Source organism: Mesorhizobium sp. USDA 4413 (assembly GCF_056280365.1).
On sequence record NZ_JBVPRP010000001.1, the window covers coordinates 4,050,346 to 4,072,438 of the forward strand.

The 22,093-nt window shown below is 63.3% G+C and carries 25 protein-coding genes and 2 pseudogenes; 19 read left to right on the forward strand and 8 right to left on the reverse strand.

Annotated elements, in window-relative coordinates; genetic code table 11:
* Positions 1–101: 101 nt before the first annotated feature.
* The 3 genes from ribH to ACVMIM_RS19685 are packed head-to-tail and all read left to right on the forward strand — an operon-like array spanning position 102 to position 2,304.
* Entirely contained in the window at positions 102–596 is a 495-nt protein-coding gene (ribH, locus tag ACVMIM_RS19675) for a 6,7-dimethyl-8-ribityllumazine synthase (protein WP_476114021.1), read from the forward strand.
* On the forward strand, positions 593–1,087 hold the full coding sequence (nusB, locus tag ACVMIM_RS19680) for a transcription antitermination factor NusB (protein WP_476114022.1): 495 nt from the start codon (positions 593–595) through the stop codon (positions 1,085–1,087). Before ribH ends, nusB begins: the two co-directional genes overlap by 4 nt.
* Positions 1,084–2,304, forward strand: a complete 1,221-nt coding sequence (locus tag ACVMIM_RS19685; protein WP_476114023.1) for an MFS transporter — start codon at positions 1,084–1,086, stop codon at positions 2,302–2,304. The genes nusB and ACVMIM_RS19685 overlap by 4 nt, the downstream gene beginning before the upstream one ends.
* 59 nt (positions 2,305–2,363) lie before the next feature.
* Here ACVMIM_RS19685 and ACVMIM_RS19690 read toward each other — a convergent pair whose 3' ends face one another.
* Positions 2,364–2,936: an NADPH-dependent FMN reductase gene (locus ACVMIM_RS19690; RefSeq protein ID WP_476114024.1), complete on the reverse strand. Its 573-nt coding sequence runs from the start codon at positions 2,934–2,936 to the stop codon at positions 2,364–2,366.
* Positions 2,937–3,233: 297 nt separating this feature from the next.
* Here ACVMIM_RS19690 and osmF point away from each other — a divergent pair.
* The 4 genes and pseudogenes from osmF to ACVMIM_RS19710 form a co-directional block, all read left to right on the forward strand.
* Positions 3,234–4,085, forward strand: a pseudogene (osmF, locus tag ACVMIM_RS19695) (glycine betaine ABC transporter substrate-binding protein OsmF); the annotation flags it as partial.
* Between the two features lie 145 nt (positions 4,086–4,230).
* Positions 4,231–5,394: an ABC transporter permease gene (locus tag ACVMIM_RS19700; RefSeq protein WP_476114026.1), complete on the forward strand. Its 1,164-nt coding sequence runs from the start codon at positions 4,231–4,233 to the stop codon at positions 5,392–5,394.
* Positions 5,391–6,326, forward strand: coding sequence for an ABC transporter ATP-binding protein (locus tag ACVMIM_RS19705; protein ID WP_476114027.1), 936 nt, complete (start codon positions 5,391–5,393; stop codon positions 6,324–6,326). Before ACVMIM_RS19700 ends, ACVMIM_RS19705 begins: the two co-directional genes overlap by 4 nt.
* Positions 6,323–7,072 carry an ABC transporter permease gene (locus tag ACVMIM_RS19710; protein ID WP_476114029.1) on the forward strand — a complete coding sequence of 250 codons (750 nt, stop codon included), beginning with the start codon at positions 6,323–6,325 and terminating at the stop codon, positions 7,070–7,072. Before ACVMIM_RS19705 ends, ACVMIM_RS19710 begins: the two co-directional genes overlap by 4 nt.
* 16 nt (positions 7,073–7,088) lie before the next feature.
* On the opposite strand, the gene ACVMIM_RS19715 is transcribed toward ACVMIM_RS19710, so the two are convergent.
* Positions 7,089–7,424 carry a hypothetical protein gene (locus tag ACVMIM_RS19715; protein WP_476114030.1) on the reverse strand — a complete coding sequence of 112 codons (336 nt, stop codon included), beginning with the start codon at positions 7,422–7,424 and terminating at the stop codon, positions 7,089–7,091.
* Here ACVMIM_RS19715 and ACVMIM_RS19720 point away from each other — a divergent pair.
* Positions 7,396–7,896 (forward strand): DUF2165 family protein, encoded by a 501-nt coding sequence (locus tag ACVMIM_RS19720; protein WP_040999917.1) that lies wholly within the window; start codon positions 7,396–7,398, stop codon positions 7,894–7,896. The two genes, ACVMIM_RS19715 and ACVMIM_RS19720, sit on opposite strands and share 29 nt — an antisense overlap.
* 230 nt (positions 7,897–8,126) lie before the next feature.
* Positions 8,127–10,268: a sodium-translocating pyrophosphatase gene (locus ACVMIM_RS19725; RefSeq protein WP_040999916.1), complete on the forward strand. Its 2,142-nt coding sequence runs from the start codon at positions 8,127–8,129 to the stop codon at positions 10,266–10,268.
* A gap of 85 nt (positions 10,269–10,353) precedes the next feature.
* Here the strand turns inward: ACVMIM_RS19725 and ACVMIM_RS19730 are convergent, their stop codons facing one another.
* From ACVMIM_RS19730 to ACVMIM_RS19740, 3 genes and pseudogenes are all read right to left on the reverse strand, one after another.
* Positions 10,354–11,343: a glycosyltransferase family 2 protein gene (locus ACVMIM_RS19730; RefSeq protein WP_476114032.1), complete on the reverse strand. Its 990-nt coding sequence runs from the start codon at positions 11,341–11,343 to the stop codon at positions 10,354–10,356.
* Position 11,344: 1 nt separating this feature from the next.
* Positions 11,345–11,890, reverse strand: a complete 546-nt coding sequence (locus ACVMIM_RS19735; protein WP_476114034.1) for a dTDP-4-dehydrorhamnose 3,5-epimerase family protein — start codon at positions 11,888–11,890, stop codon at positions 11,345–11,347.
* 125 nt (positions 11,891–12,015) lie between these two features.
* Positions 12,016–12,541: pseudogene (locus ACVMIM_RS19740) on the reverse strand (outer membrane protein assembly factor BamE).
* Positions 12,542–12,658: 117 nt separating this feature from the next.
* Here ACVMIM_RS19740 and ACVMIM_RS19745 point away from each other — a divergent pair.
* The 7 genes from ACVMIM_RS19745 (at position 12,659) to ACVMIM_RS19775 (ending at position 17,452) form a co-directional block, all read left to right on the forward strand.
* Positions 12,659–13,201 (forward strand): ubiquinol-cytochrome C chaperone family protein, encoded by a 543-nt coding sequence (locus ACVMIM_RS19745; RefSeq protein ID WP_476114035.1) that lies wholly within the window; start codon positions 12,659–12,661, stop codon positions 13,199–13,201.
* 11 nt (positions 13,202–13,212) lie between these two features.
* Positions 13,213–13,761 (forward strand): YceD family protein, encoded by a 549-nt coding sequence (locus tag ACVMIM_RS19750; protein WP_476114037.1) that lies wholly within the window; start codon positions 13,213–13,215, stop codon positions 13,759–13,761.
* A 130-nt stretch (positions 13,762–13,891) separates the two neighbouring features.
* Positions 13,892–14,962, forward strand: a complete 1,071-nt coding sequence (plsX, locus tag ACVMIM_RS19755; protein ID WP_040999912.1) for a phosphate acyltransferase PlsX — start codon at positions 13,892–13,894, stop codon at positions 14,960–14,962.
* A gap of 9 nt (positions 14,963–14,971) precedes the next feature.
* A complete protein-coding gene (locus tag ACVMIM_RS19760; protein WP_476114039.1) occupies positions 14,972–15,943 on the forward strand; it encodes a beta-ketoacyl-ACP synthase III in 972 nt (323 codons plus the stop codon).
* 103 nt (positions 15,944–16,046) lie between these two features.
* Positions 16,047–16,370 (forward strand): integration host factor subunit alpha, encoded by a 324-nt coding sequence (locus ACVMIM_RS19765; RefSeq protein ID WP_040999910.1) that lies wholly within the window; start codon positions 16,047–16,049, stop codon positions 16,368–16,370.
* 145 nt (positions 16,371–16,515) lie between these two features.
* Complete coding sequence (locus tag ACVMIM_RS19770) at positions 16,516–17,055, forward strand: MerR family transcriptional regulator (protein WP_040983239.1); 540 nt, start codon at positions 16,516–16,518, stop codon at positions 17,053–17,055.
* A gap of 94 nt (positions 17,056–17,149) precedes the next feature.
* Complete coding sequence (locus ACVMIM_RS19775; protein ID WP_476114040.1) at positions 17,150–17,452, forward strand: glycine zipper domain-containing protein; 303 nt, start codon at positions 17,150–17,152, stop codon at positions 17,450–17,452.
* A gap of 77 nt (positions 17,453–17,529) precedes the next feature.
* Here the strand turns inward: ACVMIM_RS19775 and ACVMIM_RS19780 are convergent, their stop codons facing one another.
* The 3 genes from ACVMIM_RS19780 to ACVMIM_RS19790 form a co-directional block, all read right to left on the reverse strand.
* Positions 17,530–17,790, reverse strand: a complete 261-nt coding sequence (locus ACVMIM_RS19780) for a hypothetical protein (RefSeq protein ID WP_476114041.1) — start codon at positions 17,788–17,790, stop codon at positions 17,530–17,532.
* A gap of 525 nt (positions 17,791–18,315) precedes the next feature.
* Positions 18,316–18,504: a hypothetical protein gene (locus ACVMIM_RS19785; protein WP_476114042.1), complete on the reverse strand. Its 189-nt coding sequence runs from the start codon at positions 18,502–18,504 to the stop codon at positions 18,316–18,318.
* Between the two features lie 223 nt (positions 18,505–18,727).
* A complete protein-coding gene (locus ACVMIM_RS19790; RefSeq protein ID WP_476117303.1) occupies positions 18,728–19,336 on the reverse strand; it encodes a hypothetical protein in 609 nt (202 codons plus the stop codon).
* Positions 19,337–19,545: 209 nt separating this feature from the next.
* On the opposite strand from ACVMIM_RS19790, the gene ACVMIM_RS19795 reads away from it, so the two are divergent.
* The 3 genes from ACVMIM_RS19795 (at position 19,546) to ACVMIM_RS19805 (ending at position 22,093) form a co-directional block, all read left to right on the forward strand.
* Positions 19,546–19,899 (forward strand): helix-turn-helix domain-containing protein, encoded by a 354-nt coding sequence (locus ACVMIM_RS19795; protein ID WP_476114043.1) that lies wholly within the window; start codon positions 19,546–19,548, stop codon positions 19,897–19,899.
* Between the two features lie 148 nt (positions 19,900–20,047).
* Positions 20,048–20,506 carry a YbaK/EbsC family protein gene (locus ACVMIM_RS19800; RefSeq protein ID WP_476114044.1) on the forward strand — a complete coding sequence of 153 codons (459 nt, stop codon included), beginning with the start codon at positions 20,048–20,050 and terminating at the stop codon, positions 20,504–20,506.
* Between the two features lie 258 nt (positions 20,507–20,764).
* Positions 20,765–22,093 (forward strand): NAD(P)H-dependent oxidoreductase, encoded by a 1,329-nt coding sequence (locus tag ACVMIM_RS19805; protein ID WP_476114045.1) that lies wholly within the window; start codon positions 20,765–20,767, stop codon positions 22,091–22,093.

Below are 22,093 nucleotides of genomic sequence, written 5' to 3' on the forward strand. Positions count from 1 at the left end.
TGAACCTGTCGAGAGACGCGGCGGCAGTGTCGGTTCGGCAATCTTGTGCTTGCGATCAATCCGGCTTCGGCCTAAGTCACCGGCAACCCCCGGAGACTTTTATGGCTGGCACATCCCAACACGGCAAAGCGTTCATTCGCCCGAAGGCGAAAGCGCATCTGCTCATCGTCGAAGCGCGCTTCCACGATGACCTTGCCGACGCGCTTCTGCAAGGCGCGACAGGCGCGCTCGATGAGGCCGGCGCCACCTATGACGTGGTGACGGTTCCCGGTTCGCTCGAAATACCGGCCGTTATCACCTTCGCGCTCGATGGCGCCGCCGAAGGCGGCACGCAGTATGACGGCTTCGTCGCGCTCGGCACCGTCATCCGCGGCGACACCTATCATTTCGACATCGTCGCCAATGAATCGAGCCGCGCGCTGATGGACCTTTCGGTGCAGGAGGCGATCGCGATCGGCAACGGCATCCTGACCACCGAGAACGACGCGCAGGCGTGGACGCGCGCACGAAAGACGGAAGGCGACAAGGGCGGCTTCGCCGCGCGCGCGGCGCTGACCATGATCGCGCTCAAAGAGAAATTCGGAGCCCGATCGTGACCGAGCCTGCCTCGACCGGAGCGATGCGCCACGCCAACAAACGTGGGGCCGCCCGTCTTGCCGCCGTCCAGGCGCTCTATCAGATGGACGTGGCCGGCAGCGGCGTCTTCGAGATCACGGCCGAATACGAAACCTTCCGTCTCGGCAAGGAAGTCGATGGCGCGCTCTATCGCGAGGCGGACGCGCAATGGTTCCGCGCCATCCTGACCGGCGTCGTCGAGAACCAGAAGACCATCGATCCCGTTATCCGCCAGGCGCTGACCGAGGACTGGCCGCTGTCGCGGCTGGATTCGACGCTGCGCGCCATCCTGCGCGCCGGCGTCTATGAGCTGATGAAGCGCGAGGACGTGCCGGTCGCCGTCATCGTGTCCGAATATGTCGATATCGCCAAGGCGTTCTACGAGGAAGACGAGCCGAAGCTGGTCAACGCCGTCCTTGATCGCGTCTCGCGCCGGGTACGCGGCGAGGGACGTGGCAAGGACGCTTCGTGACAACCGCGACGGCGGCGGTCGCCGAGGCCGGCAGGGAAGGGCGACGCACTGCTATCCTGCTCGCCGCCGCGCAGGCGATCGTCGGTTCGGCCGCTCCGATCGCCATTTCGCTCGGCGCGCTCGCCGGTCAATACCTGCTCGGTCCCGACAAGTCGCTGGCGACGGCTCCGATCACGGGTTTCAACATCGGCGTGGCGCTCGGAGCGTTGCCGGCCGCCGCCATCATCCGCAGCCTCGGCCATCGCGGCGGCTTCATGACCGGCACCGTGGTCACCGCGCTTGGCGGCCTGATCTCGACCCTCGCGCTCTTCCAGTCGAGCTTTTGGCTGTTCGCCTTCGGCCTCTGCGTCATCGGGGTCGGCGGCGCCTTTGTCCAGCAGTTCCGCTTCGCCGCCGCCGACAACGCGCCGCCCGAATTCAAGGCACGCGCCATCTCCTTCGTGCTGGCCGGCGGCATCATCACAGCCGTCCTCGGGCCGCAGATCGTCATTTACACGCGCGAATTGCTGGCCCCGGTCATGTTCGCGGGGTCCTTCGCCTCGATCCTGCCCCTGGCAGCGGTTGGCGCGGTCATCCTGTCGTTCCTGCGTGTGTCTTCAAGGGCCAAGGCCGTCACGGAGACCGCCGCAAGCGATGCCCGCCCGCTGATTGAAATCGTCACTCAGCCGCGCTTCGTCGCTGCACTTTTCTGCACCGTCGGCAGCTACGCGCTGATGAGCTTCGTCATGACGGGCGCGCCGCTCGCCATGGTCGGCTGCGGCCTGTCGGAGGACAATGCCACGCTCGGCATTTCCTGGCACGTCATGGCCATGTTCGGGCCAAGCTTCTTCACCGGCGCTTTGATTCATCGCTTCGGCGCCGAGCGCATCGTCGCCACTGGCCTTATCCTGTTGATCGGCTGCGCCGCCGTGGCGCTTTCCGGACTGGCTCTGTGGCAGTTCTGGACCGCGCTGATCCTGCTCGGGCTCGGCTGGAATTTCGGTTTTATCGGCGCCACGGCGATGGTCGCCGCCAGCTATCGGCCCTCCGAGAAGAGCAAGGTCCAGGGCTTCCACGACTTCGTTCTGTTCGGCTCCGTCGCCTTTGCCTCGCTGATGTCGGGCGCGATCTACAATGCCTGGGGCTGGACCATGTTGAACTGGATCGTCTTCCCGGTCGTACTGCTTTGCTTCCTCGCGCTCGGCACGTTGAAGTTCGTGGGCGTTCCCAAATTCTGAAGAAGGCGCCCGACCAGCTCTTTCCGGCCACTTGAACAACCTGCCTGCAACGACCAGCGTCAGGCATCCGGCGGGAGCACCTGCAGGACCCGCGCGATGAACATGTGGAACTCCTGCATATAGTTGCGCAGGAATGTCTTTGTTGACTCCACCGTCACCTCGCCATCATCGGTGATCAATCCCGGAGTGAATTGAATGTAGGCTTCGGGCGAATTCATCTGCGGTGCGTTGCAGAAGCTGAGCACGCTGCGCAGGCTCTGCTGGGCGACGGCGGTCGCGATCGCGCCGGGTGACGTTCCGATGACGGCAGTCGGTTTGCGGGCAAAAGAGTTCTTGCCGTAGGGGCGACTGGCCCAGTCGATCGCATTCTTGAGGCCGCCGGGAATGGATCGGTTGTACTCCGGCGTGACGAAAAGCACCGCCTGGACAGACCCGATGGCCTTCTTGAACTCCAATGCGACCGGCGGAAAGTTGGCATCATAGTCGTAGCTGTAGAGCGGCAGGTCCTTGAAGGAGATTTCCGTCATTTCAAGTTCGGGCGGCGCCAGTTTCACGAGGGCCTTCGCAAGCTTGCGGTTGATGGAGCCCTTGGCAAGGCTGCCGATGAGGTAGCCGACTTTATGTTTGGCCATGACACACTCCTGTTTTGGCCGCCGACCCGCCTTTCCTAATATTCCGCAGAACAGGACAAGCCGCCAGCCGGCCTTAGGTCGGCATTGCGCTATGTCGGGTGGAACAGCGCTTTTGTCGGATCGAACAAAATTATTGCGCCTTTCCCCTTGGTTATGAAACCGTGTACCCCGACTGCCCATTATAACCGTGCTCATATGCAGCCACCGGTCAATCGGTTCATAGCAAGGGATTTCACAATGTTTTCAATCGGAAAGCTCGCCGTAGCAGCCATCGCGCTCGGCCTTGCCACTGCCTCGGCCAGCGCCCAGGTGGTTGTCTCCTCGAAGATCGATACCGAAGGCGGCGTGCTGGGCAACATCATTCAGCTCGTGCTCAACGCCAACAACATCAAGACCACCGACCGCATCCAGCTCGGCGCGACGCCCGTGGTGCGCGAGGCGATCATCGCCGGCGAGATCGACATCTATCCCGAATACACCGGCAACGCCGCCTTCTTCTTCCAGAAGGCCGACGATCCGGTCTGGAAGGATGCCGCCAAGGCTTACGAAACCGCCAAGAAGCTCGACTATGACGCCAACAAGATCGTCTGGCTGTCGCCATCGCCGGCCAACAACACCTGGGCGATCGCGTTGCGCAAGGAAGTGGCCGACGAGAACAAGCTCGTCACCTTGACGGACTTCGGCAAATACGTCTCGGGCGGCGGCAAGGTTGTGCTCGCGGCCTCCGCCGAGTTCGTCAATTCTGCGGCGGCGCTCCCGGCCTTCCAGACCACATACGGCTTTACGTTGAAGCCCGACCAGCTGATCACGCTCTCCGGCGGCGACACCGCGGCGACCATCGCGGCTGCCGCCAACCAGACCAACGGCGCCAACGCCGCCATGGTTTACGGCACCGATGGCGGCATCCAGCCCTCCGGCCTTGTCGTTCTCCAGGACGACAAGAACGTGCAGCCCGTCTACCAGCCGGCACCGATCATCCGCGAGAAGGTGCTGAAGGAACATCCCGAGATCGAGACGCTGCTGAAGCCGGTCTTCGCCAAGCTCGACCTGACCACGCTGCAGCAGCTCAACGGCCGCGTGCAAGTGGGTGGTGAGCCTGCGAAGGGGGTGGCCGAGGACTTTTTGAAGAAGAACGGGTTCTTGAAGTAGATCGCGGAATATAAATGCGAGCCGGAGCGGTGCGGTCGGCGGAACTGCTGATCACCCCCCGCAAGGGGGGAGATTGGATGTCGCTTGGGCTTTCGCCAATCACCAAAGACGAAAAGCTTTCATCTGACTGTGGGGCGGGGCTTCGATGACGCCGCGCTTCGACAAGCTCGGCGTCGTTATCGCCGCGATCGTCGCTTACGCTGCCTTGGCGGCACCCTTCGCTACGTTTCGCGCCAACCGAATCGTGCCCGGACAGGCGCGCTCCATCCTCGAGGCCCTGCCGTCTCCGCTCGGCATCCTGCTGCTGGCGATAGTGATCGCCGGCGGCATGGTCGCGCTGCTGAGGACGCCGCTCGTCCTGAGGCTCGCTACCGGCATCGTCGGGCTTGTCGCTCTCGCGATCCTGATCGGCGTCGCCGGCGGTTTCCTGACGCCCGACGGTAACACGTTCGCCCGCATCGCGCCGGCCTCCGGTTTCTGGCTGCTGATCTTTGCCTTCGCCTTGCTTCTGGCCGATGTGCTGACCAGGCTGAGCCTGTCGCCTTTGGCGCGCATCGGCATTCTTGCCGTCGCCGCGCTCGCCATCGGCGCGTTGCTGGCGTCGGGGCTTTGGGACAGTCTTTCCATCCTCAAGGAATATTCCAACCGCGCCGATAGTTTCTGGGCCGAAGCGTCCAAGCACGTCACGCTGGCGCTCGGCTCGCTGGCGGCGGCGGTGGTCGTCGGAGTGCCGCTCGGTATTCTCTGCCACCGCGTCGAGCGGCTGCGGGATGGCGTCCTCAATGTGCTCAACATCATCCAGACCATTCCGTCGATCGCGCTCTTCGGTCTGCTGATCGCACCGCTCGGCTGGGTCGCTCTGCATGTGCCGGGTGCCGCAGCGATCGGCATTAGGGGCATCGGCACCGCGCCCGCCTTTGTGGCGCTCTTCCTCTATTCGCTGCTGCCGGTTGTGGCGAACACCGTCGTCGGGCTGGCTGGTGTACCCCGCGCGGCCAACGATGCCGCGCGCGGCATGGGTATGACCGATCGCCAGCGTCTGCTCGATGTCGAGTTCCCGCTTGCCTTTCCGGTAATCCTCACCGGCATCCGCATCGTTCTGGTGCAGAACATCGGCCTCGCCACGATCGCGGCGCTGATCGGCGGCGGCGGCTTTGGCGTGTTCGTCTTCCAGGGCATTGGCCAGACGGCGATGGACCTGGTGCTTCTCGGCGCGGTGCCGACCGTGGCGCTGGCCTTCGCCGCGGCCATCATCCTCGACGCGATTATCGAAATGACCTCCACCAAGTGCAGGACGGACTCCGAATGATCGAGATCCAAGGCATCACCAAGCGCTACAACGGAACGGCGGTCGTCGACGATGTTTCGATGGTCATCGAGCCGCGCACCATCGCGGCCATCGTCGGCACGTCGGGATCCGGCAAGACGACGCTGCTCAGGATGATCAACCGGCTGGTCGAGCCGACCTCCGGCGTCATCAAGATCGACGGCGCCGACAATCGCTCGCTGCCTGGATACGAGCTGCGCCGCAGCATCGGCTATGCTATCCAGGGCCATGGCCTGTTCCCGCATCGCACGGTGGCGCAGAACATCGCCACGGTGCCGCGGCTGCTCGGTTGGGACAAGGACCGCATCAAGGCGCGCGTCGAAGAACTGATGACGCTCTACCAGCTTGATCCGCAGGCCTATGGTCCGCGCTATCCCCATGAGCTCTCCGGCGGCCAGCAGCAGCGCGTCGGCGTTGCCCGCGCGCTCGCCGCGGAACCCAATGTGCTTTTGATGGACGAACCGTTCGGGGCGCTGGACCCGATCATACGCACCAAGGCGCAGGAGGATCTGCTGGCGATCCAGAAGCGTTTCGGCACCACCATCATCCTGGTCACGCACGACATGGAGGAAGCGGTGCATATGGGCGACAAGATCGCCGTCATGGACGCCGGCAAGGTGCTGCAATACGCCAAACCGGCGGAGATCCTGGCGAGGCCGGCAAATGGCTTCGTCGAGACCCTGGTCGGCTCCAGCGAGCGGCCGTTCCGGCTGCTTTCGCTCGGCCGCGCGCGCGATGCCGTGGAGCCCGGCGGCGCGGAGGGCGAGGCGATCCCCGCCGACGCCAGCCAGCGCGACGCTTTGGCCGAACTTCTGTGGTCGGGTCGCCCGGCGCTGCCGGTGAAGGACGGCAACGGCAAGCTCATCGGACGCATCACCATGGAAGGGCTGGTGAAGCGGGCGAGGCCGGCATGAAGGCCTGGCTGCCCGCGCTGCTAAGACTAGCCATTTTGGCGCTGCTGGTGGTCTTCATCACCAGCCCGAACTGGTTCGAGCCGCTGCTGAAACCGCTGACCGAGAACGGTGCGCCGGCGATCTATAACCAGGGCAGCCTGCTGACGCTGACCCTGCAGCATCTGCGCACTGTCTTGGTCGCGACGGTGGCGGCGACGATCGTCGCGGTGGCCCTGGCCATCCTGGTCACCAGGCCGGCCGGCGCCGAGTTCCTGCCCTTGTCGCGCAGCCTGGTCAATATCGGCCAGACCTTTCCGCCGGTTGCCGTGCTGGCGCTTGCGGTGCCGGCCGTGGGTTTCGGCGAGAAGCCGACGCTGATCGCGCTCTTCCTCTACGGCCTGCTGCCGATCTTCGAAAACGCGCTGACGGCGCTCACCACGCTGCCCGGCAATGTGATGGAAGCGGCGCGCGGCGCCGGCATGACCGGCTGGCAAAGGCTGGTGAAGGTCGAACTGCCGCTGAGCGCCCCGGTGATCCTCGGCGGCATCCGGCTCTCGGTGGTCATCGGGCTTGCCACCGCGACCATCGGTTCGACCGTTGCCGCCAAAACGTTGGGCGAGGTGATCATCGCCGGCCTGATCTCGAACAATCTTGCCTTCGTTTTGCAGGGCGGCCTGATCGTCGCGGCGCTCGCGGTGCTGATCTATGACGGGCTGTCGGCAATCGAGCGCTACGCCGCGCGGCGGATGGGCCAGGAAGCGGAGTAAGCCGCGAGGTTCTGGGTCAGAACGAGCGGGCAGGGTGGTCCAGCGTCAGCTCGAGCGTTGCGCCGGCTCCGCTGGCGATCCAGCGGCGACGGACGATGGCGAAGTCGTGTCCGGTGCCGGTGTCTTCCAGCGAAACAAGATCACCTACCGCGCAATCGCTATCGAGACGAAGCGCTGCCAAGATCCCGGCGATCGAATGCTTGCCGGCATAACGGCTTGCCGCCGATGTGAGTGTAATGATGACCGGCCGACCAGTTGCGCGATCTTCGGGACTCGGCGATTGATCTTCCCGATGCCCCGACCTTTCAGCAGGAGTTCTTGCCATGACCTTGCGTCTCTCCAAGATCGTCATGTGTCTGTGTCTTGCGGCGTTCGCCTTCCTGGTCGCCTTCGGCAACATCACCGATTACGGCTCAAACTTCGCCTTTGTCCAGCATGTGCTGAGCATGGATACGACCTTTCCGGGCAACGCCCTGATGTACCGCTCGATTACCAACCCGGCGCTGTGGACAGCCGGCTACTGGCTGATCATCCTCGGTGAGGCGTTGACCTGCCTGCTCTACCTCATCGCCGCCTCGGCGCTGTGGCGGACGCGCAAAGCCAGCGGGCAGGACTTCAACGACGCCAAGAAATTCGCCGTCATCGCCGCCACCATGGGCTTTCTGATCTGGTATTTCGGCTTCATGGTCGTGGGCGGCGAATGGTTCGCCATGTGGCAGTCGAGCATATGGAACGGCCAACAGAAGGCGTTCATGTTCTACATGACCATGCTCGCCGTGCTGATTTTCGTCATCCAGCCGGACGGCGATTTGCGCGCGCCCTGATTTACGCAGCGTGATTTCAATCGATCTAAAAGGACGGTGGCGTCCGCCCATAAGTTGCCGCCGTCCTCTTTTGGGCGAAAGCCGGGCAAAAACCGAACAATATCTTGACGTTCCGAGCCCTGTTTCGCATACACGCCAACGAAGGGGTGGAATCCGTGCGCGGCATCCATCTCCGTTCCAACGGCCCAGGGAGGGGTTCTTTTGGGCCAACAATCGAGGAAACTCCGGCAATGACCATCATTACCGCCGTCATCGCCTGCGGCTTGCTGTCAGTTCTGTACGCCATTTGGGCGACACGTTCGGTCCTTGCGTCCGATCAGGGCAATCAGCGCATGCAGGAAATCTCCGCGGCCATCCGCGAAGGCGCCCAGGCCTATCTGGCGCGCCAGTACACCACCATCGCCGTCGTCGGCATTGTCGTGCTCCTGCTCGCTTGGTGGCTGCTCTCGATCACCTCCGCGATCGGCTTCCTGATCGGCGCCGTGCTTTCGGGCGCCGCCGGCTTCATCGGCATGCATGTTTCGGTGCGCGCCAATGTGCGCACCGCGCAGGCCGCATCGAACAGCCTGGCCGCCGGCCTCGACATCGCCTTCAAATCCGGCGCCATCACGGGCCTGCTGGTCGCAGGCCTGGCGCTGCTCGGCGTCTCGATCTACTACGCCATCCTGACCGGCCCGATGGGCCTGCAGCCGAATGACCGCGTCGTCATCGACTCGCTGGTTTCGCTCGGCTTCGGCGCATCGCTGATCTCGATCTTCGCCCGTCTCGGCGGCGGCATCTTCACCAAGGGTGCGGATGTCGGCGGCGATCTCGTCGGCAAGGTCGAGGCCGGCATTCCGGAAGACGATCCACGCAATCCCGCCACCATCGCCGACAATGTCGGCGACAATGTCGGCGACTGCGCCGGCATGGCCGCCGACCTGTTCGAGACCTACGCGGTGACGGTTGTCGCCACCATGGTTCTGGCCGCCATTTTCTTCGGCGGCACGGCGGTTCTGGGTGCGGCAATGCTCTATCCGCTCGCCATCTGCGGCGCCTGCATCCTGACCTCTATCGTCGGTACCTTCTTCGTCAAGCTGGGCTCGAACGGCTCGATCATGGGCGCCCTCTATAAGGGCCTGATCGTCACCGGACTGCTGTCGATCGTCGGCTTGGCCATTGCCACCTCGGCGGTACTGGGCTGGGGTGAGATCGGCAATGTCGGCGGGCTCGCCATCACAGGGAAGAACCTGTTCATCTGCGGGTTGATCGGCTTGGCCGTGACCGGTCTCATTGTGGTGATCACCGAATACTATACAGGCACCAACAAGCGCCCGGTGAACTCGATCGCCCAGGCGTCGGTGACCGGCCACGGCACCAACGTCATCCAGGGCCTCGCCGTCTCGCTGGAGGCGACCGCCCTGCCGGCCATTGTCATCGTCGGCGGCATCATTGCCACCTACCAGCTTGGCGGCCTGTTCGGCACAGCCATCGCCGTCACGACCATGCTCGGCCTCGCCGGCATGATCGTGGCGCTCGACGCCTTCGGCCCGGTCACCGACAATGCCGGCGGCATCGCCGAAATGTCCGGCCTGCCCAAGGAAGTGCGCCATTCGACCGACGCGCTCGACGCGGTCGGCAACACCACCAAGGCGGTCACCAAGGGCTATGCCATCGGCTCGGCCGGCCTCGGCGCGCTGGTGCTGTTCGCGGCCTACTCGAACGATCTCCGGTTCTTCGCCGCCAATGGCGACAAGTACCCCTACTTCCAGGGCATGGGCGAGATCTCCTTCGACCTCTCCAATCCGTATGTCGTCGCCGGCCTGATCTTCGGCGGCCTGATCCCCTATCTGTTCGGCGGCATCGCGATGACCGCCGTCGGCCGCGCCGCGGGCTCCATCGTCGAAGAAGTGCGCAAGCAGTTCCGCGAGGACAAGGGCATCATGGCCGGCACGTCCAAGCCGAACTATGCCCGCGCGGTCGATCTTCTGACCAGGGCGGCAATCCGGGAAATGATCGTCCCGTCGCTGCTGCCGGTGCTTGCGCCGCTCGTCGTCTATTTCGGCGTGCTCTTGATCTCCGGCTCCAAGGCCTCGGCCTTCGCGGCGCTCGGCGCCTCGCTGCTCGGCGTCATCGTCAACGGCCTCTTCGTCGCCATCTCGATGACTTCCGGCGGCGGCGCCTGGGACAACGCCAAGAAGTCGTTCGAGGACGGCTTCACCGACAAGGACGGCGTCAAGCACCTGAAGGGCTCCGAGGCTCACAAGGCCTCGGTCACCGGCGACACCGTCGGCGACCCCTACAAGGATACCGCCGGCCCGGCCGTCAACCCGGCGATCAAGATCACCAACATCGTCGCGCTGCTTCTGCTCGCCGTGCTCGCGCACGGCTGATAGCGGCAACTGTTCCAGGACAAAGCCCGCGGGAGCGATCCCGCGGGCTTTTTTCGGCACCACATTCTGCGTCCCGCCAGGGCGCTTAACTGGCTTCCGGCCTTTCGCTGCCATGGCTGTAGCGGGCCAGCAACGCGGCGGCGTCCGGTTCTCGCTCTGGCATCGGCGGCAAGCCGCGTGTCTGGCGCAGCATGGCCATGAACGCGCCGCGGCGAAACTGGCGGCGGAAGGAACGCGCCCGCGGATGGACGCCGAGGGCAGCCAGCAGCCTGCGTTTAAGGTAGCGGGAGCGCTTGAGGGGAGCAGGTTCTTCGGCGTTGCCGAGAATCCTCACGCGCAACGCGTCAGGCGTATTCATCGCGTCCATCAGTTCTTGCTGCTCCCGCGCCGTGTCCCGCGCATAGCTGCCCTCGCGCTTGCCCGAATGCAGCATGAGCACGGTCAGATGAGGCATTGTCGCGATCACCGCACCCTTGCGCCAGGCACGGAACAGCCAGTCCTGGGAACTTTCGCAAACGCACTGGCTGGCCGGCCGCCATGGCCCAAGCCTTGCCAGCGACGTCCGACGTATCATTTGCGCGGAGCCGAATCCGACGGTGGTAACCGGGTCATAGAAGCCGTCCCGCCCCATCCCGAGGATCATATGCCTGGAACCTCTGCTCGCGGACGACTCGATGACTGCACCTCGGGCGATCACCACATCGGCGCCGGTGGCGTCGATCCAGCCGCTCATGGACGTCAGATGGTCGGGAAACCAGAGATCGTCATGGTTCAATATGGCAACGAAACGGCCGCGTGCTCTGGCAAAGCCGATATTGTTCGGCCCCGACTGCTCGCCAAAATTCACGGGAAGATCGATATAGGAGATGCGGCCGTCGCCGAAAGCGGCCACCGTTGTCGCGGTGTCCGGCCGGCAGGCGTCGCCAACGACTATGGCCTCCCAGTCCTGCAGAGTCTGACCGACGAGGCTCTTCAGCGTCTGGCGCAGGACCGCCGGGCGGTTGTGCGTCGCGACAATGACCGAGACAAGCGGTTCGATCCGCCCCGTTGGCGCGCCTTGACCGGCCTGTTCCACGCTACACCAGCTTGTAGGGAATCTGTTCCGTGTCCGGCGGCAGGCGCCAATGATCGGGCGCGTCATAGGCGTAGGCCTTGTCGACGAGGTTGAGCACCAACGCCGTTTCCGGTCCGAGCGCGACCACACCGTGCCAGACGCCCGGCGGAATGACGACGATCGCGGGCCTGACCGCGCCGACAATCTTGTGCCAAACCGTGCCGAATGTCGGCGATGCCTTGCGACCGTCGAACAGTGAGATGCGAACGCTGCCCACCGAGCAAAAAAGCCGGTCAGTTGTGACGCCATGGGCATGCCATCCCGTCACCGCGCCGGGATAAAGCGTGCGCTGAAACACCTGTCCGACGGGAAGTCCGTCGAGATCCCATTCTTCGCGAAAGACCTCAGTGAGGTAGCCGGTCGAAGTCGCGACAGGTCGGATTTCCTTGAGAGCGACGCCGTCGATTGTCGGCGCATCGACGACAAGCCAGTCAGGTGTCACGGTCTGCCGGTCAGGCGTGCCCGTCGCCATCCAGCCTTGCGGCACAGTGCGAGCGCTGTTGCTCATGATAGGTCCCCAATCCCCAGCAAATTGATAGGGGGACGCTGGAATATAAGCAAGTATGCGTCCTGGCAGCGCGTAAACAAAACCCGCCGACGAGGCGGCGGGTGCTGATTGTTCTGCAGATAGACTTAAGGCGTACCGCCGCTGCCGCCGCCGGGGACGCCGGGCGCCAGCTTGCTCGCACCGCTGATGATCTGGCTGAGGAAGTTCTGGTCCTTGCCGCCGGTCGGCGTCGTCCGCGAGATGAAGTCGAAGATCTTGCCGTCCTTGAGACCGTAATTGGCGATCTGGGTGACGCGGCCGTCGGCGCCGAAATAGACCGCCAGCACATGCTGGTCGATGATCCGGGGGTTGTCGAAGGCGACGTAGCGCTTGCGCGTTTGCGAGATGTAGTAGAAGGCCTCATTATCGAAGGTCGCCGTCGTCGACGGCGTGCCCAGCGCCAAAAGCACCTGTTCGCGGCTCGACCCCGACCGGTACCGAATCGATCGCCTGCTGGTCGATGACGTAGCCTTTCGTCAGCGTCTCGCTTGGATGGAGATCGCCGAACATCTTGGACGAGTTGCAGGCGGAAAGCGCTGATACCACGACCAGCAGCGAAGCCACGCCCACCGGGGCGGGCGCAAAGAACGACTTGAATTTCAGCGCACCCAACAACAATTCTCCATAACATCCCCGCAACTTGCGCTGGGCCGCAAAACCGGTAAACCAGCTTCGATGCCGATGCAACAAGGCCAAATTAAACAACAGGTCCCCGGGAGACCGCCCTCAATGTTCCAGCGCCTTTTTGGCCGCGAACGCAACGCCAACCGCGCTATCACCGACGCGCTCTACGCACAAATCGTGGCGGCGGCGCGGCAAACGGTGTTTTATTCCGACTGGAATGTGCCGGATACGCCGCTCGGCCGCTTCGAGATGCTGTCGCTGCACATGTATCTCGTCCAGCATCGGCTGCATGGCGACCAAGGTGCCGCCGCCGAGGTCGCGCAAGTGCTGATCGACGAGTTCTTTCTCGATGTCGAGCATTCGCTGCGCGAGCTTGGCATCAGCGACGTCGGCGTGCCCAAGCGCATGAAGAAGCTGGCAAAGATGTTTTACGGCCGCACGGCCGCTTACGACGACGCGCTCAGGCAGGACGATCGGGTGGCGCTTGCGGCGGCGCTTGCCCGCAATGTCAGGCCGGACGCCGGTTCCTGGCCGCAGGCGCCGCTGCTGGCGGACTATGTCCGCGAGGCCTCGCGGAAGCTTGCAGCGCAGCCGACCGAATCGATCGTGGCCGGCACCGCCGCGTTCCCGGCCGCCGGGACCACGTGAAGGAGGCGCTGATGAAAGACGCCGAATTGCAAAGCCCGGTATCCTTTGTCGCCAATGTCGCGCGGCTGCCGCAAAAGGGCCTGCCCGTCGTGGTCGAGGCCGATGAACGCCAGCGTCAATCGCTTGCCGCCGAACATGATCTGCTTTCGGTCGAAAGCTATCGCGCCGAGCTGCTCTTGACCTCCTGGAAACGCAATGGCGTCAAGGTCACCGGCCGCGTCGAGGCCGACATCACGCAAGCCTGCATCGTCACCCTGGATCCGGTCACCGCGCATATCGACGAGCCAGTCGAGGCGCTGTTTCTGCCCGAGCAGTCGAAGCTTGGGCGCGAAGGCTTCGAGGGCGGCGGCGAGATCATCCTCGACGCCGACGGACCGGACAGTCCGGAGACATTTTCCGGCGACACCATCGACGTCGGCGCGCTTGCGGAGCAGTTTTTCGGCCTGGCGATCGATCCCTATCCGCGCAAGCCGGGGGCCTCGCTCGAGGTTACCGGCGACGACCAGCCTGAGGAAAGCGAATTCCAGAAAAAGCTGCGTTCGCTGCTTGGAAAATCCTGAGAGTGGTCCGGATTTTGGAAAAGTTGGTTGTGCGTCAGCCCAAAACCGCTATTTTCGCCGAACCTTCGCGAGCCCCCTTACCTTGGCAGGCGTTCGCCGCAAGCCAGGCAAACCGTGAGAAAAATACCACGTGATCAGGATTTCCATCGATGCCATGGGCGGCGATCACGGACCGAGCGTGGTCATCCCGGCGCTGATGACGGTCGCCATCCGCCGTCCTGACATCCGCTTCGTCATCTACGGCCGCGAGGACGTGGTGCGTCCCGAGCTTGCGAAATTTCCGAAACTCGGCGAGGTGAGTGAGTTCGTCCATTGCGAGGTCGCCGTGCGCATGGACGACAAGCCGAGCCAGGCCCTGCGCCACGGCCGCTGGAAGTCGTCGATGTGGAAGGCCGTCGAGGCGGTCAAGAACGGTGGCGCGCAGGCCTGCATTTCGGCCGGCAACACCGGCGCGCTGATGGCGATGTCGAAATTCTGCCTACGCACCATGGCCACCATCGACCGCCCCGCGATCGCGGCGCTCTGGCCCACGACGCGCGGTGAAAGCGTGGTGCTCGATGTCGGCGCCACCATCGGTGCCGATGCGCATCAGCTTATCGATTTCGCCATTCTGGGTACCGGCATGGCGCGTTCGGTGTTCGGCGTCGAGCGGCCGAGCGTCGGCCTGCTCAATGTCGGCGTCGAGGAGATCAAGGGCCAGGAAGAGGTCAAGGAAGCCGGCCGCATGCTGCGTGAGGCCAACATGGCCTCAATGAACTATCGCGGCTTTGTCGAGGGCGACGATATCGGCAAGGGCACCGTCGACGTGGTGGTCACCGAGGGCTTTGCCGGCAACATCGCGCTCAAGACGGCCGAAGGCACCGCAAGGCAGATCGCCGGCTATCTGCGCGCCGCCATGAGCCGCACCCTCATGGCCAAGATCGGCTATGTCTTCGCCAAGGGCGCCTTCGACAGACTGCGCGAAAAGATGGATGTCGGTCGCTCCAATGGCGGCGTCTTCCTTGGGTTGAACGGCATCGTGGTGAAGAGCCATGGCGGCGCCGATTCGGATGGCTTCGCGGCAGCCATCGAGCTCGGCTACGACATGGTGCGCAACAATCTGCTTGACCGGATCGAGGCCGACCTCGATCTGTTCCATGCGCGCAACCCGACTGCGCAGGCAAACAGGAAATCCGGTGTCGCGGCCGACGCCGAGGAATAGGAACGAGCTTTGATCAGATCAGTCGTGCGCGGCAACGGTGCCGCGCTGCCCCGCCGCATCATGAAGAATGCCGATTTCGAAGGCATGGTCGAGACCTCCGACGAGTGGATCGTCCAGCGCACCGGCATTCGCCAGCGCCACGTCGCGGCCGACGACGAGACGACGGCCTCGCTCGGAGAGGCGGCCGCGCGCGCCGCGCTCGACAGCGCCGGCATGACGCCCGCCGATATCGACCTCATCATTCTGGCGACCTCGACGCCCAACAACACATTCCCGGCGACGGCCGTCGAAATCCAGAACCGGCTCGGCATGCATCACGGCTTCGCCTTCGACATGCAGGCCGTATGCTCGGGCTTCGTCTATGCCGTCGCCACCGCCGACCTTTATATCCGCGGCGGCCTCGCCAAACGCGTCCTGGTGATCGGCTCGGAAACATTTTCGCGCATCCTCGACTGGAGCGATCGTTCGACCTGCGTGCTGTTCGGCGACGGCGCCGGAGCGCTGGTTCTCGAAGCGGAAGAGGGCGCCGGGGCGATCGCCGATCGCGGCGTTTTGGCGGCAAGCCTGCGCTCGGACGGCGTGCACAAGGACAAGCTCTTCGTCGACGGCGGCCCTTCGACCACGGGAACCGTCGGTCATCTCAGGATGGAAGGTCGTGAAGTGTTCAAGCACGCCGTCGGCATGATTACCGATGTCATCGAGGCGACCTTCGGCCAGGCCGGCATAACGGCCGGGGACCTCGACTGGTTCGTGCCGCATCAGGCCAATAAACGGATTATTGACGCTTCCGCCAAGAAGCTCGGGATTGCCGAAGAGAAAGTGGTGGTCACCGTCGATCTACACGGTAACACCTCGGCTGCCTCGGTGCCGCTCGCTCTCTCGGTGGCCGTCGCCGACGGCCGCATCAAGAAGGGCGACCTTGTGCTTCTCGAGGCGATGGGTGGAGGTTTCACCTGGGGCGCGGTATTGCTCCGCTGGTAAGTGCCGAACGCGCTGGTTCGGTTCTTGACCTTGACGGATCAATTACTTAGGCTCTGCCTTTACCTGTATCGATTTACGTGTTGCGAGCAGATGGGACGGTCGCATGGGGGGAAAGACACTTACGCGTGCCGACCTAGCTGAAGCCGTTTACCGGAAGGTTGGCTTGTCGCGAACTGAATCGGCCGAGCTCGTCGAGGCCGTCCTGGATGAGATCTGCGAGGCTATAGTTCGAGGCGAGACGGTGAAGCTGTCTTCCTTCGCCACCTTCCATGTCCGTTCCAAGAACGAGCGCATCGGCCGCAATCCCAAGACGGGCGAGGAAGTGCCGATCCTGCCGCGCCGGGTGATGACGTTCAAATCGTCGAATGTGCTCAAGAACCGGATCCTGCGTTCGCACCAGAACAGCAAGGGCAAGGGCAGCAAGTAGTTTGCTGGAAGTAGTTTGCTGGCGAATGCGGTTGAAAAGCGCCGGCGGTTTTGACGCTGGGCTTGAATATCGTTTCATAAATCGCTGAAATAAGGGGCGATTCGGTATCATGCCCGGATCGTGGTCCAGTGTGGAGGATTGGCCCATGGACAAGAGCCCCGATGCGTTCCGCACCATCAGCGAAGTCGCGGAAGACCTCGATTTGCCGCAGCATGTGCTGCGTTTCTGGGAGACGCGCTTCACCCAGATCAAACCGATGAAGCGTGGCGGCGGCCGGCGCTACTATCGGCCTCAGGACGTCGAGCTCATCAAGGGCATCAGGCATATGCTCTATGATCAGGGCTACACGATCAAAGGCGTGCAGAAGCTGTTGCGCGAGAACGGCAATCATTTTCTGGTGGCCATCGGCAATGGCGACATGGCCGCCGTGGAGGCGATCGCCCAGCGCCGCCAGGCCGAGCAGGTGCCGCTTACGGCGGCCGCCCAGCCGCGCGGCGACGAGGACGCACTGGTCGGCCAGCCCAAGGTGAAGCCCAGCCGCCGTTTCTTCGGCCTCGGCAAGAGCGATGACGAAGGTCCCGTCCAACCCGACTCCTCGAAATTGTCGCGTGACAATCGGGCCCTGCTGCAGGAGGCGCTGTTCGATCTGCTGGAGTGCAAACGCCTGCTCGACCAGGTCCGTTGAACGGCCATCATGCCGCTTGATGCGGCGCGGTCGGCCCGCAGGAACTGGCTTGTCGTCCATGCGTTAGGTCTTCTCGAAGAGAAGGACAACAAGCATGGCATCGTTTTCGACCCTCTCCGACCTCGATATCGACAAGCAGGTCGCGGCGCTTTCGCGGCAATTGAACGATCTCAAGAAAGTTTTGGCCAGGCGCGGTGGCGCCTATTACGAGGACGGCAGCGAGATGGCGTCCGACTACTACACGCAACTTGCCGATCGCCTCCAGGAGGCGTTGCCGGCAATAAGGCGCAGGGGCAGGGCGATCGAGCGTACGGCGCGCGATCATCCGGCGACGGCGGTGGCCGTCGGCCTTGTCGTGGTCGGATTGCTCGCCGGGCTTCTCGTCAGCCGGCGCTGATCGATCGACGAGATTGAAACAGAAATGGCGGCCGTCCTCGACGGCCGCCATTTCCATGCAACTCGGCTTACAGACGATCAGTTCGCCAGCTTGAGCCGGGTCTTCGGGTCGACCTTCATGACCTGGCTGCACTTGCCGTAGACGGTGCCGTTCTTGTCGGTGGCGTCGGTATAGGTGCCCTTGCAATCGAGCTGCAGCACCAGACACGAGCCGTGGCCTTTACAGACCGCGCCGCCGTCGCCGGTCGGATGCGTGCCCGCGAAAGCCGGCGACGAGACCGAGCCGAACGCCGAGACGACGAGAGCGGCGGCGAGCGTGATACGCTTGAAGTTGGTCATTTTGAGCATTTCCTTCCATTGGTTGAGGGATCGCCGTCCAGGCGTCCCGTGGGGTTGAGGAGCGCCTTCGCAGCGCCCATGACCGCTTAGTGCTGCCATCAATGGAAAGGTTCATGTGCCGCGCGATTTTTTCGGTTGGCCGGCGATATCGGCGGACTGGACGGTCCGGGGTCCGTCTCTTGTTGGCGTTGCGCGGCACGCATTCCTGCGCGCTTCGCCCGGCATAGAAGCGGCTCACTTCGCCGCCAGCTTGTCGGTCAGCGCCACGACCAGCGGATTGCGGCGACGATCTTCCGCCACAACATTATCTGGTTGTAGTGCGTCGGGTGGCGGGATTTGGCAGATAGGCGATCTCCAGGCGAAGCGGGCAACGAAAGCCGGTTGGCCGGCGTCAGGACGACACAGCAGGCGGTGTCTGGCCGGCAGATCAGGGACATCGCTGGATGCCTAAAGAGAAAGATCCGACGGGAAGGCTGGTCCGCTCTGGCAGCGAAGGCCTGCCTTCCCATCGGCAAAACGGAAGGATCAGGCCTTCTTCGGAGCCATCTTGTGGTGGTGGCGATGATGATGGTGACGGTGGTGGTGCCTGTGGTGATGACGATGATGATGATGCTTCTTCATCGGAGCCGCGTCGGCACTGCTGGCGCCGAGGATCGGCATGGTGAAAGCCAGGGCCAGAGCGAGCCCGAGCGCGGAGAGAAGGGACTTCTTCATGACTTCGTTTCCTTTTTACGCGGGCGTTCCGAGATTCACCGGAGCAAAATCGGTGACCCAAGCCTCGCGATAGGAACTATCCTCCTGGTTTTTTTCGACAATTTTTCCCAAATGTAGATTTTTGTTTCTGGATTGTTTCTGAGAAGCCCCCTTGCGCTTCGTCCCCGCGCTGATGGGCGAAGATTGCGATCTTTTGGAACTCCGAAGATGCGGCCGCTTGGGTTCACATGGGCGGCGCGACACCGTGATTCCCGACCACGACGCGATTGGCGACGAGCTTGCCGTCGCCGCCGCGCTCGGCGTTGACGAACACTGCTACACCCGGCGTGAGATCCGCCGGTGTGGCGGTGGCGAACGTCACGATCGGTGTGGTTTGCGGGATCGCGATCCGTTTCTTCTGGCCATTGTCATAGGTGAGCGTGACCGTGCGGCCCTCGATTTCGGTGACGTCTGCGACGGTGCCGTTGGTCATGCGGCTGTTGGGCTGCAAATCCCAGTCGCGATCGCCTTCTCCCGTACCCTTCAGCGCGGCCGGGAAAATCACGACCTCCAACGCGCCGCTGCCGCCGTCGGCCTTGGATATCGAGGCGATGCCGAGGAAATCACCCTGCTTGATATCGGCCGCCGATGCCTTGGCGACACCGGAAATCTTCCAGCCGTCGGCAAGCGTAATCGTATCGGTCTTGCCGTTGCGATCCTTCACCGTCAGCGTCGATCCGGCAACGCTGACGACAGTACCTCGAACACGCACTGCATCCGCTGCCCATGCTTGCGTCGCGCCGATGATGCTTGAGATTGTGCCAAGCACAATTGCGAACGATTTCAAATTCATGGCATGCGATCCTTTCGAGAAGCTTCCGGCGCCGTCTGTCGGCAGCCGGTGACGGCAAGCTAACGAATCGGGATGTCGAAAATCCCGGTGAATCCGGTCTCGGACCCTCAAAAGAACTTGATCGAGCGCCACGCGACCTTACATGTGCAGAGCCTGAGGCATTTGGCCAAACCGCCGCTTCACGATGGCGTGACGCCGCATCGGTGCTCTTGGCAAATCATGTGTTAACGAGCATTCTCCCGCCCGTCTCAGGCAACACCATTTCATCAGACCCTGTTTCATCTCAAGGAGTTGCCATGCCCAACACCGCACGAAACACTGTTTCGAACGACGTCATTGCCGCGTCCGGCCTCAACCCATTGAAAGCCGCTCGCGAAACGAGGGGATATACGATCGAGGAGCTTTCTTTGACCTGCGGGCTGGCCGTGGGCGAGATCGTCGACATCGAGGACGGCAAGGACGCCGACCCCGCCAAGCTCCGCCGCATCGCTTCGGCGCTTCAGATGCCGGAAGATGAATTGATCAAAGTGCCGGCCGAAGAGAACCGGCCTATCCATCAATAGAGACGCAAAAAGCGTCCACCGAAAAGCCCGCCGGGATTTCGCCCGGTGGGCTTTTTAGTGCCTGTACGGCACAGGCTTCGGCTCTTGCCAAGATCGGTCGCATCATGCGATTCGCCGATCGCCGCTGTTCGACAGACGAGGGATCACCATGAGCTTGGAATCGGTTCGCACCTTCTTTGCCGAGCATGCGCCCGATATCGAGGTCATTGTCACCGAAGCCAGCTCGGCCACTGTCGCGCTGGCGGCGGAAGCGCATGGCGTCACCCCGGCGCAGATCGCAAAGACGATCTGCCTGCGCGTTGGAGACGAGACCATGCTGGTCGTGACCAGCGGCGTCGCCCGGCTCGACAATCGCAAATTCAAGGACAGGATGGGCGGCAAGCCTCGCATGCTGGGCGGCGAGGAGGTGCTGGCAGCCACCAGCCATCCGCCGGGCGGCGTCTGCCCGTTCGGCCTGCCGGCGCCGCTGCCGATCTATTGCGACCTGTCGCTCAAGCCTTTCGACGAAGTGGTTCCCGCCGCCGGCGCCACCAATGCCGCGGTGCGCATCACGCCGCAGCGCATGGCCGATCTGGTCGGTGCCGTATGGGTCGACGTTTGCCAGTAACAATTCCCGCCTAGATATCTTTTCGCGGCCCGCGAACGGCCTGCCGCGCAGCTTTGACCGGCGCCCTATGGCAAGCGCTCGCTTCCCATTTGGCTCTGCACAGGACGCTCGCCGTCGACGCGTTTCGTCGTTGCGCCCCGACCAATCCGAAAAGCGTCGACCGATGGCCAAATTCTGGACATTAGTCTTGACAGAAATACATATGTTCAATACCGGTCAAGCAACCGAACAGCATGCGATATGGGAGGGAATAACGGTATGGCATCCAATGTTTCGTTGACGGGTCTTGCCCGCGATCTCGAGGAACGAGCCAAGTCCGGCAAGCCCATCCGTATCGGCCTGATCGGCTCCGGTGAAATGGGCACCGACATCGTCACCCGCGTCGCCCATATGTCGGGCATCGAGATCGGTGCCATTTCCGAATTGAACCTTCCCGCGGCCAGCAAAGCCGTCGACATCGCGTTCCAGGAAACCGGACACGCGCGGGAAGTGTCGAACGCATCGGCCATGACAGCGGCCATGGAGGCCGGCAAGATAGCCGTCACCAGCGATTCCAGCCTGATCATCGGCAACGAGCTGATCGACGTCGTCATCGACGCGACCGGCGTTCCGGCCGTCGGCGCCGAGATCGGTCTGCGCGCCATGGAACACGGCAAGCATCTGGTGATGATGAATGTCGAGGCCGACGTCACCATCGGCGCCTATTTGAAGAGCGAAGCCGACCGCCTTGGCGTGACCTATTCGCTGGGCGCCGGCGACGAGCCGTCTTCCTGCATGGAGCTGATCGAGTTCGTCTCCGCCATGGGTCACCCGATCGTTGCCGCCGGCAAGGGCAAGAACAACCCGCTCAACATCGACGCCACGCCTCCGGACTATGAGGAGGAGGCGAAGCGCCGCCATATGAATGTGCGCATGCTGGTCGAATTCGTCGACGGTTCAAAGACCATGGTCGAGATGGCGGCGATCGCCAACGCGACCGGGCTGGTTCCCGACAAGCCCGGCATGCACGGTCCGTCCGCGACGCTCGGCGAATTGTCGAAGGTGCTGGTGCCCGAGAAGGACGGCGGCGTGCTGTCGAAAGTCGGTGTCGTCGACTATTCGATCGGCAAGGGCGTGGCGCCCGGCGTCTTCGTCGTGGCCGACATGTCGCATCCGCGCATTTCGGAGCGCATGGAAGACCTGAAGATGGGCAAGGGCCCGTACTTCACCTTCCACCGCCCTTATCACCTGACCTCGCTGGAAGTGCCGCTGACCTGCGCCCGCGTCGTGCTGTACGGCAAGGCCGACATGGTGCCGCTGGCCAAGCCGGTGGCCGAGGTCTGCGCGGTCGCCAAGAAGGATCTGAAGCCCGGCGACAAGCTCGATGCCATCGGCGAATATTGCTATCGCGCCTGGATCATGACGGCGTCGGAAGCCCATGCGGCGCGCGCCATCCCTTGCGGGCTGCTGCAGGGCGGCTCCGTCACGGCGCCCATCAAAAAGGGCGAGCTCATCACCTATGCCAACGCCGCGCCCGCGCCGGGTTCGAAGATCGCCGAACTGCGCGCCCGCCAGGATAAGCTCGTCTACGGCGCTGTGGAGGCGTGA